Origin of the sequence: Algivirga pacifica (genome assembly GCF_039543525.1) — a bacterium.
Classification (GTDB): Bacteria; Bacteroidota; Bacteroidia; order Cytophagales; family Flammeovirgaceae; genus Algivirga; species Algivirga pacifica.
Window position 1 is genome coordinate 54,142 of record NZ_BAABJX010000016.1, and the last position, 14,256, is coordinate 68,397.

At 40.9% G+C, this 14,256-nt stretch carries 10 protein-coding genes; 8 read left to right on the forward strand and 2 right to left on the reverse strand.

Annotated features, from left to right (window positions below):
- Nucleotides 1–137 precede the first annotated feature (137 nt).
- Nucleotides 138–1,589, reverse strand: a complete 1,452-nt coding sequence (gene sufB, locus ABD985_RS03925) for a Fe-S cluster assembly protein SufB (RefSeq protein ID WP_345369375.1) — start codon at nucleotides 1,587–1,589, stop codon at nucleotides 138–140.
- 493 nt (nucleotides 1,590–2,082) lie between these two features.
- On the opposite strand from sufB, the gene rocF reads away from it, so the two are divergent.
- The 8 genes from rocF (at nucleotide 2,083) to ABD985_RS03965 (ending at nucleotide 12,539) form a co-directional block, all read left to right on the forward strand.
- Nucleotides 2,083–3,063 (forward strand): arginase, encoded by a 981-nt coding sequence (gene rocF / locus ABD985_RS03930; RefSeq protein WP_345369448.1) that lies wholly within the window; start codon nucleotides 2,083–2,085, stop codon nucleotides 3,061–3,063.
- Between the two features lie 436 nt (nucleotides 3,064–3,499).
- The gene (gene trhA, locus ABD985_RS03935; RefSeq protein ID WP_345369377.1) at nucleotides 3,500–4,165 is read left to right on the forward strand and encodes a PAQR family membrane homeostasis protein TrhA; all 666 of its coding nucleotides are present in this window, start codon (nucleotides 3,500–3,502) and stop codon (nucleotides 4,163–4,165) included.
- 154 nt (nucleotides 4,166–4,319) lie between these two features.
- Nucleotides 4,320–5,585, forward strand: coding sequence for a DUF819 family protein (locus tag ABD985_RS03940; RefSeq protein WP_425550432.1), 1,266 nt, complete (start codon nucleotides 4,320–4,322; stop codon nucleotides 5,583–5,585).
- A gap of 402 nt (nucleotides 5,586–5,987) precedes the next feature.
- Nucleotides 5,988–6,533 (forward strand): hypothetical protein, encoded by a 546-nt coding sequence (locus ABD985_RS03945; RefSeq protein WP_345369379.1) that lies wholly within the window; start codon nucleotides 5,988–5,990, stop codon nucleotides 6,531–6,533.
- Between the two features lie 200 nt (nucleotides 6,534–6,733).
- Nucleotides 6,734–7,201 (forward strand): nucleotidyltransferase family protein, encoded by a 468-nt coding sequence (locus ABD985_RS03950; protein WP_345369381.1) that lies wholly within the window; start codon nucleotides 6,734–6,736, stop codon nucleotides 7,199–7,201.
- 593 nt (nucleotides 7,202–7,794) lie between these two features.
- Complete coding sequence (locus tag ABD985_RS03955; RefSeq protein ID WP_345369382.1) at nucleotides 7,795–8,223, forward strand: hypothetical protein; 429 nt, start codon at nucleotides 7,795–7,797, stop codon at nucleotides 8,221–8,223.
- Between the two features lie 515 nt (nucleotides 8,224–8,738).
- The gene (locus ABD985_RS03960; protein ID WP_345369384.1) at nucleotides 8,739–10,022 is read left to right on the forward strand and encodes an L-lactate MFS transporter; all 1,284 of its coding nucleotides are present in this window, start codon (nucleotides 8,739–8,741) and stop codon (nucleotides 10,020–10,022) included.
- A gap of 711 nt (nucleotides 10,023–10,733) precedes the next feature.
- The gene (locus tag ABD985_RS03965; RefSeq protein ID WP_345369386.1) at nucleotides 10,734–12,539 is read left to right on the forward strand and encodes a hypothetical protein; all 1,806 of its coding nucleotides are present in this window, start codon (nucleotides 10,734–10,736) and stop codon (nucleotides 12,537–12,539) included.
- A gap of 233 nt (nucleotides 12,540–12,772) precedes the next feature.
- Here the strand turns inward: ABD985_RS03965 and ABD985_RS03970 are convergent, their stop codons facing one another.
- On the reverse strand, nucleotides 12,773–14,140 hold the full coding sequence (locus tag ABD985_RS03970; RefSeq protein ID WP_345369388.1) for a DUF5723 family protein: 1,368 nt from the start codon (nucleotides 14,138–14,140) through the stop codon (nucleotides 12,773–12,775).
- Nucleotides 14,141–14,256: the final 116 nt, after the last annotated feature.

Consider the following 14,256-nt stretch of genomic DNA (forward strand, 5'->3'; position numbering starts at 1 on the left):
ACAGTGGGCAGTGAACAGTGAGTAGTAGTGAATAAATAACTGAAAATTGAAAATTAATAATTGAAAATTAAAAAAAGCATTCCAGTAACAACTACCGGAATGCTTCTTCATGTATAAGTTATTGAATGTCCTGTGGCTTACCCAACAGAACCCTCTAAGCTAAGTGCCAGAAGTTTTTGAGCTTCTACAGCAAACTCCATTGGTAACTTGTTCAATACTTCTTTACAATATCCATTGACGATCAAAGCAACTGCCTGCTCTGTGTCAATACCTCTTTGGTTACAGTAGAAGATCTGGTCCTCACCAATCTTGGAAGTCGTTGCTTCGTGTTCTACTTTAGCCGTTTTGTTGTCTACTTCAATATATGGGAAGGTATGTGCTCCACACTGATCGCCCATCAATAGGGAATCACACTGAGAGAAGTTACGAGAACCCTCAGCTTGCTTCAATACCTTAACCTGTCCACGGTAGCTGTTCTGAGAACGTCCAGCAGAAACCCCTTTAGAAACAATTCTTGACTTGGTATTCTTACCAATGTGAATCATTTTCGTACCGGTATCCGCTTGCTGCATATTGTTGGTTACGGCTACAGAGTAGAACTCTCCAACAGAGTTATTTCCTTTAAGGATACAAGAAGGGTATTTCCAAGTTACGGATGAACCTGTTTCTACCTGTGTCCAAGAAAGCTTACTGTTGTCGCCATCACAAATACCCCTTTTGGTTACGAAGTTGTAAATACCACCTTTACCGTCCTCGTCTCCAGGATACCAGTTCTGTACCGTAGAATATTTTACTTCAGCATCTTTGTGTACGAAGATCTCTACAACCGCAGCGTGAAGTTGGTTCTCGTCACGTTGAGGAGCTGTACATCCTTCCAGGTAAGATACGTATGACTCATCTTCAGCAACGATCAACGTACGCTCAAACTGCCCTGTGTTAGCAGCGTTGATACGGAAGTAAGTTGAAAGCTCCATTGGACAACGAACGCCTTTTGGAATATAACAGAATGATCCGTCAGAGAATACTGCCGAGTTCAATGCTGAGAAGAAGTTATCATTCACAGGGACAACTGAACCTAAGTATTGTTTTACCAACTCTGGGTGCTCTTGTACTGCCTCACTGAAAGAACAGAATACAATGCCCAACTCAGAAAGTGTCTCTTTAAAGGTAGTGGCTACCGATACAGAGTCAAATACCGCATCAACGGCAATACCCGTCAATCGCTTTTGTTCTGTTAAGGAGATACCTAACTTCTCAAATGTTTTCAGCAACTCAGGATCCACTTCGTCCAATGACTTAGGAGCAACCTTTTGCTTTGGCGCAGAATAATAAATAAGATCTTGGTAGTCGATTTGCTCAAATACCACGTTTGCCCACTCTGGACAAGTCATCTTTTTCCACTGCTCAAAGGCTTTCAATCTCCACTCCAATAACCATTCTGGCTCGTTTTTCTTGGCAGAGATAAAGCGAACAATATCTTCATTTAGTCCTTTGGGTGCGGACTCCATTTCAATATCAGTCGTCCAACCATGCTCATATTCTTTGGAGGTGAATTCCTCTAGGATTTGTGTATCTTTTTCTGCACTCATTATATATAAACAGTTTATTACAGGTCTCGCAAATTAAAGGTTATTTAGTATAAATCTAAATAAAATACCCTCAATGCAAAACTATAACAAATTTCGGTGATAAATGTTTATCTCCCTTCTTTTTTTTTCACAAAACTAAGAATTATTTAGGAGAATGGGGGAGCTTCCTGAAAATTAAGTGAGCATAATGAGGTTTATTGACAGCATGAGTTTGAGTATCAGCAGTTATTTTATTGCTCACTTTTGTTAAAATATTAACATAAAATCGATTATTCATTAAAAAATTAACAAAATCCTTGTAAATGAACTTTTCATCCCAGTATATTTACATCCATAAACACATACTAACCCTACAGTAATAAGAAGCAGTAATTATTCATTTTGGAAAAGGAGAGGTTGATAGACCTCTTCTTCTTTTACTTCTTCAGTAGGGTACATCAAGAGACTTACATATATACACATACTAACTATCCTTACAGAATAGGACATGAAAATGAGGCAAAATATTAAACTAGTAACCGTAAAGTCAGAAATTGCGGCAGGAACCAGAGGTGCAGGATTGGGCGTAGATGCAATGATCGTGGCATCATTAACCAAGCAATCATCATTTTTTGCAGAGCACAGTATTGTTGGTGTAGAAGATGTGAACAATGTATTGTTGAAAGAAAACCGTTTTCCTTATGCCAAATATGCGGATGGCGTCAAGATTGTATTGGACAGAGTAGCGGCGACGACAGCATCTGTGATGGATGAGGGAAGTTTTCCTGTAGTATTGGCAGGGGATCACTCTACTGCTGCTGGAACGATCTCTGGTATTAAGAAAGCCAATCCAGAAAAGCGATTAGGTGTGGTGTGGATTGATGCGCACGGAGATCTTCACTCTCCTTACACGACGCCTTCTGGGAATATGCACGGTATGCCCTTGGCTATGGTATCGGGGTCTGACAACATCGCTCAGCAGGTTAATACGTTGGATGAGGAGACGATTGCCCAATGGGAAGCCATTAAGAATACAGGAATCAGAGGAGCTAAGATTACTCCAGAGGATATCGTATTTGTAGCGGTAAGAGATACAGAGGGGCCGGAAGAGGTGTTTATGAAAGAGCATGGTATTAAGAATTTCTCTGTAGAAGAAGTAAGGAAAGAAGGTGTTAAAACCATTGCAGCCCGAGTATTGGAGCGTTTGCAAGATTGTGACATTATTTACGTGTCTTTCGATGTCGATAGTATGGATTCTAGCATTTCTATGGGGACAGGAACTCCCGTAGCGAATGGCTTGACGGTTGAAGAAGCGAAAGACTTGAATGCATTGTTGGTGCAGAGTCCTAAGGTTTGTGCCTGGGAAATTGTAGAGGTCAATCCTACGTTGGACAAAGGAAATACCATGGCAGAAAATGCTTTTGATATCTTGTCCAATACCGTTGAGGTGTTGAAGAATAGCAAAGAGTTAGCGCCACCTTTGATGATGGCTTAAAAGGAGAAAGGGGATAGAGGTAAAAGGTAAAAAGTAAAAGGTAAAAAGTAAGAGGTAAAAGGTATGAGGTTATAAGTGAGTATCGTAAATTACCTATTACCTATTACCTATTACCTATTACCTATTACCTCTATTACCTTTCTCCACTTATATTGTTTCTAATCTCTGTCAGAAATTCTGGCAGGGATTTTTTTATGGTATTATCCCAATAAGTTCATGGTAACCTGAGAAGGTTGTATTGACTTCATATAATAACATTTGCAAATTTGTATCCTACCCGAATTCCTTCGTGACGGTAAGTAGTACTGATTTTGGGTAGTTGAACTTTTTAAAATGGGCAAGCCCTATGATTACTCCCCTTTGATAGAAACCTAAAAATTGAATGGATGGAATATATGGGGAGTTCCAATAAATAACACAATAAAAACTATCAGCTATGAAAAAAAATATGTTGACATCTCAGCTAGTGCTAGAGGAGGGAGAGCTGCTTAGGCGACAGGAAGAGCGGTGGAACAGCTGGACACACGGTATTGCAGCCATATTAAGTGTCTGGGGCTTGTGGATGATGCTGGACAAGGTAGATACGAATAATCAGACTGCCTTAATTAGTGTTTGCTTGTATGGAGGAAGTATGATCTTTGTCTTTACCGCTTCTACATTACTGCACCTTTACCATAATCATCGTTGGACAGGGATATTTGAGACGCTAGACCATTCCGGAATCTATTTGCTGATTGCAGGGACCTATACACCATTTATGGTGCTCACTCTGGGCAAGGAGGGAGGTTGGACAATATGCTACCTGATATGGGGTGGGGCTATTTTGGGAGTATTGCATCAGGCTACGTCTAAGAAATCTTTTAAGTGGCTTTCACTAACCGTTTACTTATTAATGGGATGGGTCTGGCTACTCAAGGCTGATGACCTGACAATGTTCTTGCGTGATGGTATGCTGATTCTGTTTATAGGTTTTGTCTTGTACATGGTAGGCGTATTGTTTTACATCTGGAATAAATTGCCTTATAACCATGCTTTTTGGCATATATTTGTGATGGCAGGAACCTTTTCTATCTATTTAGCTATTTACAATTATGTATTGTAGAGAAAGAGGTAGTGTAGAATATTGATTATATTGCGGCACCTTGACTTTACAAGGTGCTTTTTTTGTATAAGTCAAATTAAGAAAATCAGGTTGAAGGTAGTGACAGGGACTTACATCAAGTATCCTTTAACCAAAAACAACGAACGAACAAACTATGATGAATACACTTCTATTGGAGGCAACCCCTCCATTAATTACGAATGATGCAGTCGTTTTCGGTTTACTAATGCTTTCTTTGGGTTTTGTCTTCTGGACATCCAACAGTGGCAGTTCATTCTGGAAAACCTTCTATAAGTTTATTCCTGCCTTATTGATGTGTTATTTAATCCCATCTTTGTTAAACTCTTTTGGGGTGATCTCTAAGGATTATTCCAATCTGTATTCCATGGCCAAGAATTACTTGCTGCCAGCCAGTTTAGTATTGATGACCTTGAGTGTAGACATGAAGGGAATTGTCCGCTTAGGTTCCAAGAGTATTATCATGTTCCTTACGGCAACCGTAGGGATTGTGATTGGTGGACCGATTGCCATTATGTTGGTATCTATGGTGTCACCGGAGACCGTTGGTGGTGCAGGCCCTACAGAGGTATGGAGAGGGTTAGCGACGTTAGCGGGAAGTTGGATTGGTGGTGGAGCCAATCAGGCGGCGATGTTGGAGATCTATGGGTATGATCAGGACCTTTACTCAGGAATGGTGGCCGTAGATATTATTGTAGCCAATATATGGATGGCCTTTATCTTATTGGGTGTAGGTAAATCTGATAAAATTGACAAATGGCTGAATGCAGATGCTTCTGCTATTGAGCGTTTGAAAAATAAGGTAGAAGATTACCAAGCCAGTATTGCCAAAATCCCAACCTTACCCGATATGATGAAGATCGGAGGGGTTGCCTTTGGTGCTGTAGGGCTTTCTCACTTTGTAGCCGATATGGTTGGTGATTTCGCAAGCAACAGTGCTGCGCTAAAAGGATCCGTATTAAGCAGTGGCTTCTTCTGGGTAGTAGTCGTGTCGACCACGGTAGGTTTGGTATTGTCATTCACCAAAGCCAGAAGTCTGGAAGGAGCAGGAGCTTCGAAGATTGGTGGGCTATTTATCTACATCCTGGTAGCAACCATCGGGATGAAAATGGACATCACCAAGACCTTGGAGAATCCGGGACTGCTAGCGATCGGTTTGATCTGGATGGCTGTACACGTAGCATTATTGCTGATTGTAGCCAAATTGATCCGTGCCCCATTCTTCTTCCTGGCAGTAGGAAGTAAAGCCAATGTGGGAGGAGCAGCTTCTGCGCCTATCGTTGCTTCAGCTTTTCATCCATCACTGGCACCCGTAGGGGTATTGCTAGCCGTTATGGGTTATGCTTTAGGTACCTATGGAGCGATTATCTGTGCGCAGTTGATGCAATTGGTGTCCCATTAAGTGCGATGTCCATACCGCTACACAGCGTTTATTGAGCTTCGCTCCTTGATGATGTTTAGTTGAAAACGTTGTAAACATTATTAAAAGCGATCTTCTTCTTTCCAAAAGTTTAAGAACGTGTTTGGAATCCATATTTTGAGGAGTTTTATACCAAAAGATGTGATTCCAAACACGTTCTTAAACTTTTAGAGGGAAGGAGGTCGCTTTTTTAGTAATGTCTCAGGTGTAAGACGGATATTCCAAGCAGGCTCTAAGTAAAAAAACTTGAGGGGAGGGGAAAGGGGCAATCAATAAGTAGCTATATTCGTTACTTGATTAATAACTTCAAAAACAATCATGACAAACAAACCCAACACTTATTTCAAATTACTTTTTGCAAGTATTTTTCTGCTTGCTTTAAACATGCTACAAACATGCGCAATCGCTCAGGAAAAGCAACCTTTATTTGATGCCTTTTCAATTGGAGGAAAAGGAGGGGGATACAGTGAAGGCTTTAATCCAAACAAAAGTAATGGTGGATTTGCTCTCGGGTTTGATATGGATGTCTTCCGTAAAAGGATGATGTATAGTATTGACTATACCCTCAATGATGAATTTAATCTATTTGGGGATGCTCCAAGTGAAAAGTACGAAAATATAGGAGTACTCGCCGGAAGTTATATAGGAAACAAATACATCCGACTAGAATACCAAGCAGGAGCCGGAATCATATGGGGACGGTACAGAACTGACACCATAATCGATAAGAACGAAGGGCCTTATATAGGATGGGACATCTATGAGAGTAAAGATTTTTGGAATGTCAGTGGAGTAGGAAAAGTTAGTTTTAAGATTATCCCCATACGTTACATCGCTGTAGGCGTGGAACTGCAAGGAAATCTCAATCCTGTCACAACTTTTTACAATCAGTTAATTACCGTTGAGATTGGAAACTTAAGAATTGATTAATCTTTGCCCCTGTCTAGTCTAAACCTGGTCGAAAAATAAAACTGGTTCGAGAGTTCAGTGAGCTATGTGAGGTCTGGGTGACCTTGAACGAGTATACGAGCGCTCTCGGACCAGCGGTTTTGCAGCGAAGTATGTGCTACGTGTATCCTCAGGATTATTTATTAAAACTCCAATGGGGTGACTGTACAGAAATAGATAATATGAAATTAAAAGCATTCCTTATTGGGGCAGGGTTATTTATATTTTTATCATACCCCGCTCTATATTTTTTAGAACTGAATAGTTGTCGATATAAAGCGATTGTAAATTGGTATAAATTAAATCACTATGATAATGAAGTTACGGGAGAAGTTATAAATTTTCAGTTTGCGGGATCATTAGTTGTCAGGTATGTAGATAATCAGCGTCATCCTAAGAAAAATGGTTATCAAGAAATATGGTTCACCGTCGAAGGGGAACAATGGAATGCCTATCTGAAGATAGAGTTGTCACAAGATTATAAAACTGGGAAATGGAGTATAGTAAAATATAGTTATTATGAGAGAAAGTTCTCACTCTTCTTTTTTGAGCAGGAACAAACAAAAGACTATTTCATAATAAGTTATGAGCTACCTGAGCCGTATTTGATTAAAGCTAATAATAGTGGGAATTGTATACAGAGACTGTAAAGTAAAGGATATTAGATGGGTGAAATCGTAAATGTTAGAGTTATCAATAATTCAGGAAGAATTAAAAGAAAATCACAAGTAACTGCATTTAATCGAGAATTAATACGAGTTGTTGAATCCATGCCAAATTGGATTTCCCCCAAATGTAATGGTGTACTTGTTGCTATAGAGGAAAAAATTCAATTATAGAATATAATTTTCGTTAAGCTCTTTTAGAACATATGAGGATCATTCCCTCCCTGTTCAAAGAGTTCAGCTTTGCAACATTGTTTCGATAGGCTCAATAGCGGCAAAGCGCTCTTTGAACAAGCAGTTTTAACTATTTCCGTGTTTCTAAGAATCTCTCAGACCTCCCCACACCAAGTAGGGAGGCTTTTTTCATCCCCTACACCCCATACAAGTTCCTTTCAGCTTCAAAAGGACTACCTCTTCTCTAAATCACCAGCCAAAATCCCCAAATTATTCCCCCCAAACCTTGCGTGGGATGTAAGATGTTATGGATATTGTGAACATTTCAACGGTAGAGGCGTTTATTGTACTGATCACCTTATATCATATTATCCACAGGAAATAAACTATACTATAATAAAACCATGACTGTTCCAACGTACAAATTGCTTGAGGTAAGGAGTTTCCCGTTTGCCGATCTGTATTTAGTGGAGGGACAACACACCTTTGTCTGCATTTCCACCAAAGAGTATATTCCTTATGCGGACTTCCAGGAGATGTTTCGGGAGATCGGGAAGGAAGTGATCAAGCGAAAGATCACGAAGTTTGTGTTCGACAAGACTTCACTGAGGAACTTTCATCAGCCGAGCATGGAATGGTATACGGTAGGGTGGAAGAGCGCCATGAAAGATCACGGACTTAGTGTCTACAGAAAAATCTTGCCAAGGCTGGAGTGGTTTGAGGATGCCGTAAGGAATGGGCGCGCACAGATTATGCGGGATTATCCGGATTTTGACTTTAGTCAGTTTGATATACAGTACCGACATGCGTTGGAGCATGCGATCTTGCATTAAGTTTGTTCATACTGTTTAATTGAGCTTCGCTCGTTCATGATGTTTAGTTGAATCTATTAGGTGAGGTTCTCAAAGTTTCTCTTTGGGAAGTTGACTTGTTTAGGGAGATAAAGGAACTTTTTGGTGATAATTGATAATTGATAATTGATAATTGATAATTGATAATTGATAATTGATAATTGATTTTCACAATCGTTTAAAAATATTATTCATAAAGAAGGAAAGGGTATTCTTGAAATATTCTTTCCTTCTTTTTTTATGGGGATTGTTTTCTATGGTTTTCTTGTGCGATGGTTGAGTGTTTATTCCGATTGGTAATAAAGGTCAATAAATGCATTAACTTTGATTATTAAATAATTTTTATGGAATGGATTATCTTTACAAAAAATATTAATGATTAACGAAATGACTTCAGCTAAGGGGAATCTAGCAACAGGCCATAACAAGCAGATAAACAGTTTTTAGTGTAAGCTTTAATACCCTTAGTTTTTACAATCCTTAAAAGTGACAGAACGATGAAAGAACAGATCAAAAATCGTTGGTTGATTGCCGCCTCAGCAGTAGGTATTCATATTTCCATTGGTGCCGTTTATGCGTATAGTGTGTTGAAAAACCCTTTGCAGGAACAGATGGGTTGGGCATTAAACGAGACCTCCTGGGCGTTTAGTATTGCTATTATCTTTATGGCATTGTCGGCATCATTCCTGGGGCGTTTTGTAGAGCGTATAGGCCCTCGCAAGAGTGGTTTGCTGTCAGCGGCTTTGTATGGAGCAGGATTTTTGATCTCAGGACTGTCCATTAGTATGGAAAGCCTTCCGTTGTTCTTCTTAGGATACGGGGTAATTGGAGGTATCGGTATGGGGATAGGGTATATCTGTCCCGTAGCGACCCTGGTAAAGTGGTTCCCGGATCGAAGAGGACTGGCGACAGGATTGGCCATTATGGGCTTCGGGTTTGGAGCATTGGTGGCAAGTAGCATTATCCAATCCGTGATGCCGATGGTAGGCTTGAGTGGAGCATTATATATATTGGGAGCACTTTATATGGTGGTGATGGCCCTTTCTGCACAGTATTTATCGGCTCCTCCGGAAGGATGGGCGCCAGCAGGATTTGATCTGAATGCCAACAAAGGGGGCAAAGCACTGAAAAAGGATCTGGCACAGCTTACTTCTGTAGAGGCGTTGAAAACCAAACGATTCTATTATCTGTGGGTGATGTTCTTTATTACCATTACCAGTGGTATTGCAGTGATCTCTGTAGCGGCACCGCTATCACAGGAAGTGGCAGGGCTAAGCATCGCAGCCGCAGCAGCCATGGTAGGAACCATGGGACTATTCAATGGCCTTGGACGAATCGGATGGGCTAGCTTCTCAGACATGGCCGGCAGACCGATTACCTATACCATGTTCTTTGCCTTGCAATTGATCGCTTACTTCTTCCTTCCACAAGCCACCAACCCATTCTTCTTCCAGGTGCTGATGTTCTTGATCATCTCTTGTTACGGAGGAGTGTTCGCCACGATTCCAGCCTATATTGGTGATATCTTCGGAACGAAAAACCTTTCTGCTATCCACGGAAATACCCTGACGGCAAAAGCGGCTGCAGGATTGATCGGGCCACAGATTGCCGCTTACGTGAGAGAGACCACCGGAAGCTACGAGCAAACCATGTATATCTTTGCAGGGATGTTTGCCATCGGTATTGTAGTATCTTTGTTGATGCAACGCAATATTAAGCAGATCCAGAAAGAGAATGCACAGAAAGAAGCGGAAGAACTGAAGGTAGCGCAAGTCGCTTAAGCGATCCGTTTGTTCATAGTGTTTAATTGAGCTTCGCTCGTTCATGATGTTTAGTTGTTTTGGAGCCTTCCATAAACAACTGAACATCATTTTTTTGCTTATGGGGTTTACCTTTTAGTGATATTATGTGAAGAGATGGGTTGATTAAGGTTGAATAATTAAGCGTCATAAATGCTTCCCTCAACTCCGCCTAGGATTAAAATCCCAGGCTCTTCAAGAAGTACCACTTCGTGGCGATCTATTCTAACGTATCTCTCACAAAAAGATTGAATTGATAACCGCAAAGCGGTATTTCTAAAAGAGCCTGGGGTTTCAACCCTAGGCGGAGATGGAGATAACTATTGTGTCGGTTATTTATTCAACCTTAATAAACAACCCCACATCTCCTCAACTAAACATCATGAACGAGCGAAGCTCAATTAAATAGCATGAACAAAAAAACTCCCAAAATACCTATTTATTTCACTTCCTTTATTTATTACAAAATGAATCATTCATTCATTTAATTCCTGCCAATTTTTATTAGGGAGTATTCAAGAAAAGTTGTCACAAAATCAAGTATTCGTAGTCTTAGGGTATAGTAATCAAGTATAACACACGGCCGAATTGGGCATCATTGCCATTTATATGTAGTTGCTTATTCGGTTAGTAGATTGTAATTATTTCTTATGAAGAGAAGATTTTAAATACTCTTCCTGACTTACCTACGATATGCAAAGAATACACAACTTTCAGATCCCTGTAATGGGAATTGGCTTCACGATTGATACTCCTATTAAAGTAGCTGCTTATGGAATGGACTCGGTAATTTCTCTGGTAGATGATGAACTGGCAGAGAAAGTAGGACAATACCATGCTAAAGAATGGGGAATTGACTTCCCGGTAGTGGATAAGAATGAAAAGGACCTTAGAGCCTTGCGCTTTACAAACTACCTGAACTTAGTGCAGGAGATTGTACAACGAAAAATGGAACAAGTCGTGACAACGGCTACAGGGCGAGAGCAATACATCGCTTATTTGCAGGAGAGTCATCCGGTTCGTCAGGCTTATGAGACAATGGTGAAAAGGGGGGCAGAGGAAAATGAACTTTGTGATTGGGCAAGAGAAAACCTGAAAGCAGGATCGATTGATGTCAATATCATGACAAAGGTAGATAAGGAGAATTTCCATAAGAATACCTTGCTTCCGGTAGAGTACAACGATGCACACGCTGCCTTGAGAGGCTATGCCAATAGTAATTTAAGATCTTCGTTGATCCTTTCAGCAGGAATGAACCCAAGACTTTTTTCTTATATGGAGAAGCATGAGGATTTCTACCCTAACGAGAAAGGGGAGATCAAGAAGAAGATTGTCTTGAAAGTGAGTGACTACCGTTCGGCATTGGTACAGGGCAAGGTATTGGCGAAGAAAGGCATTTGGGTGTCGGAATACAGAATAGAGTCAGGGCTGAACTGCGGAGGACATGCTTTTGCAACGGATGGCTTGCTAATGGGACCTATCTTGCAGGAGTTCAAGGAAGGACGAGAGGCCTTGAAGGAAACGACTTTTGAGATGTTGAACAAAAGTCTGGAGCAAAAGGAAATGCCTACTTGTACGGTAGCGCCAAGTATGCGTATCACGGCCCAAGGAGGGGTAGGGACATTTGAAGAACATAGCTTTTTAATGGACCATTATGGACTGGATGCCATCGGATGGGGTACGCCATTTTTATTGGTACCAGAAGTGACCAATGTAGATGACAAGACTATGGCCTTGCTTCTAAAGGCGAAGGAAAAGGATCTGTACCTGAGTGGTATTTCTCCTCTAGGTGTGCCGTTCAATACCGTAAGAGGCAATAGTATGGATGTACTGAAAGCAGAGCGAATCATGGCTGGAAAGCCGGGGAGCCCATGTCCAAAGAAGTACGTACAGTTGAATAAGGAGTTTGGAGAGAAGGCTATTTGTATTGCTTCCAGAACCTATCAGAACAAGAAGCAAAAAGAGTTAGAGGCTGCAGGATTCTCGGAAGAAGCATTGGAAGCAGAGATGGCAAAGATGACAGAGAAGTCTTGTATTTGCCTGGGCTTGGGAACCTCTGCCTTATTGGTGAATGGTATTGAGCATAAGGTAGAAGGAGAGGAAATCTCTGTGTGTCCGGGTCCTAATATGGCGTATTATACGCAGAAAATGACTTTAGCCCAGATGGTAGATCATATCTATGGTCGTGCCAATGTGATTGGAAGGGAAGATCGACCAAACTTCTTGGTGAAGGAAATCTCCCTATATATCGATTACCTGAAAAAACAAGCCGCTCAGGAAGTGCAGCCACTCAATGCCAAGCGTAAGAAATACTATAGAACCTATCACCAGAATATGTTAAAGGGGATTGCGTATTATCTGGCCTTCTTGTCTGAAGAGCAAATCTATTTCCAGCAAAAGGTGGAGCAGATCACGGAGCAACTGCATCAATATGAAAAAGAATTAAATGAAATATATGATAGCGTGACCAATATAGAAGAGGAAGTGGTATTGTGCTAAATCTCTAGCGTCGTTGAATCGTTGAATCGTTGAATTTCACCTTCGGTGAGTTGATTTGAGTTGAACCGTTTATTGAACTTTTCCTAGAGTAATCAAACAACAATTCAACTCGAATCAACGAGCGAAGCTCAATTCGAGACGCCATGTAATGGATTCAACGATTCAACGACGCTAGTAAAATATCATTAAACCTCAGCTTTAGAGCTGCCTACTTCTTGGAGGCAGCTCTTTTTTTATTGATCTCTATTCCGCTTGTAGCGCTCTTTATAAAGTGGGATACGCACATTGAAGAATAGGTTAGAGTAGGGGCTGTCAGGATTAAATAAGTTACTGATCAATGAATTGGATCCTACGCTGATAAAACGCCAACGGGCCCCTATGCCTGCATCCAAACGTTCACTGTAGGTATTAATATTGAAAGGCATGTAGACGCCCCACCGAAGGGTTTCATATCTTGGTGTAATGTCAAAAGAATAGACCTCATTGATATTTTGTACCAGTAAATCAAAATCTGGGAAAGTGACGGCAGGGTTAAAGTGCAGGTACCAGTTCTTACCAAAGTAATAGTCAAACTGCAGGGATACGGTTGTAGGCAGGCGGATATTGTATTTGCTATTAGCTTCTGGTTCAACCCCAAAATTATCGGTCAAGGCATCAGAGAAGTCACCGATGGATTCTGCATCACGAAAAGGACGGGTGTTCAAGGTATCACGACTCACCTTAATGCTTTCTAGTTGTTCACTGTCACTATAGTTGACTCTTCCCAAGTCATTGACAGTAAGTCCGATTCGCCAGCGGTAATTTTCAGCGTCGTCTTCGGGGTAGTATTCATAGACTGCTCCCAGGTCAAACCCTACCCCTGCGCTATTCAGTAAGTCAATGCTTTCATCCTCAAAAATCTTATTGATATTGCCATCCAATCCAAGGCTAAGGACGGCTTCTACATTGGCCACTTCTCCATCCTCTGTTGTATTAAGGCTTATATTGTCAATATCAAAAAAGGCGGAAGCTGTACCCGATAGGAGTTTGATTTTTCCTCCTAGCTTTAGGCGGTCTCCATTACCAAGGGTAAAGCTGTGGGCATACCCCGCTCCAATCTCCAACCAGATGTTCAAGTAGCCCGAGAAAGCATCACCGTTAGCGATGGTTTCCTGAACTCCTTCAAAATCTCCCCTGACAATATTATATAAATCGGCATCTGTGATATCATAGATGCCGTATGAACGGAACTCATTTACCAGATATACGGCCGAATGATCATTGATGGAGTAAGATACAGAGGGGAGATAAATATTCCCGGTAAGGATTGCTCCACTACGACCTACCACAAAAGCATCCTGAATATTGTCAATTCCTCCACTTTTGAGGTTGCCGATAAAATCAAAGTCCGGTAAAAATTGGTCGGATAGGGTGGCGATATTGGCACCCCCTGCGTTAATGTCCCATTGGAAAGGCGTGTCTGCAATATTGGCCGGTTGGTAGCGCATCCCCCGAACTCCTATATATCGACTGGAAATATCTGTATCTATTTGGGCTCGAAGTGTAGTATAAGGATAAATAGAGAGTAGTACGAGGAGTAGGCGAAGAATTTTCGTTTTCATGGGTTTAGGGTTATAAGCTGAAATTCAACGATTCAACAAAATATAATGAATATTACTGAAGTCATTGAATAATCCTTTGTTTTTCAATTTATTAATAGGAATCTAATAATGATATG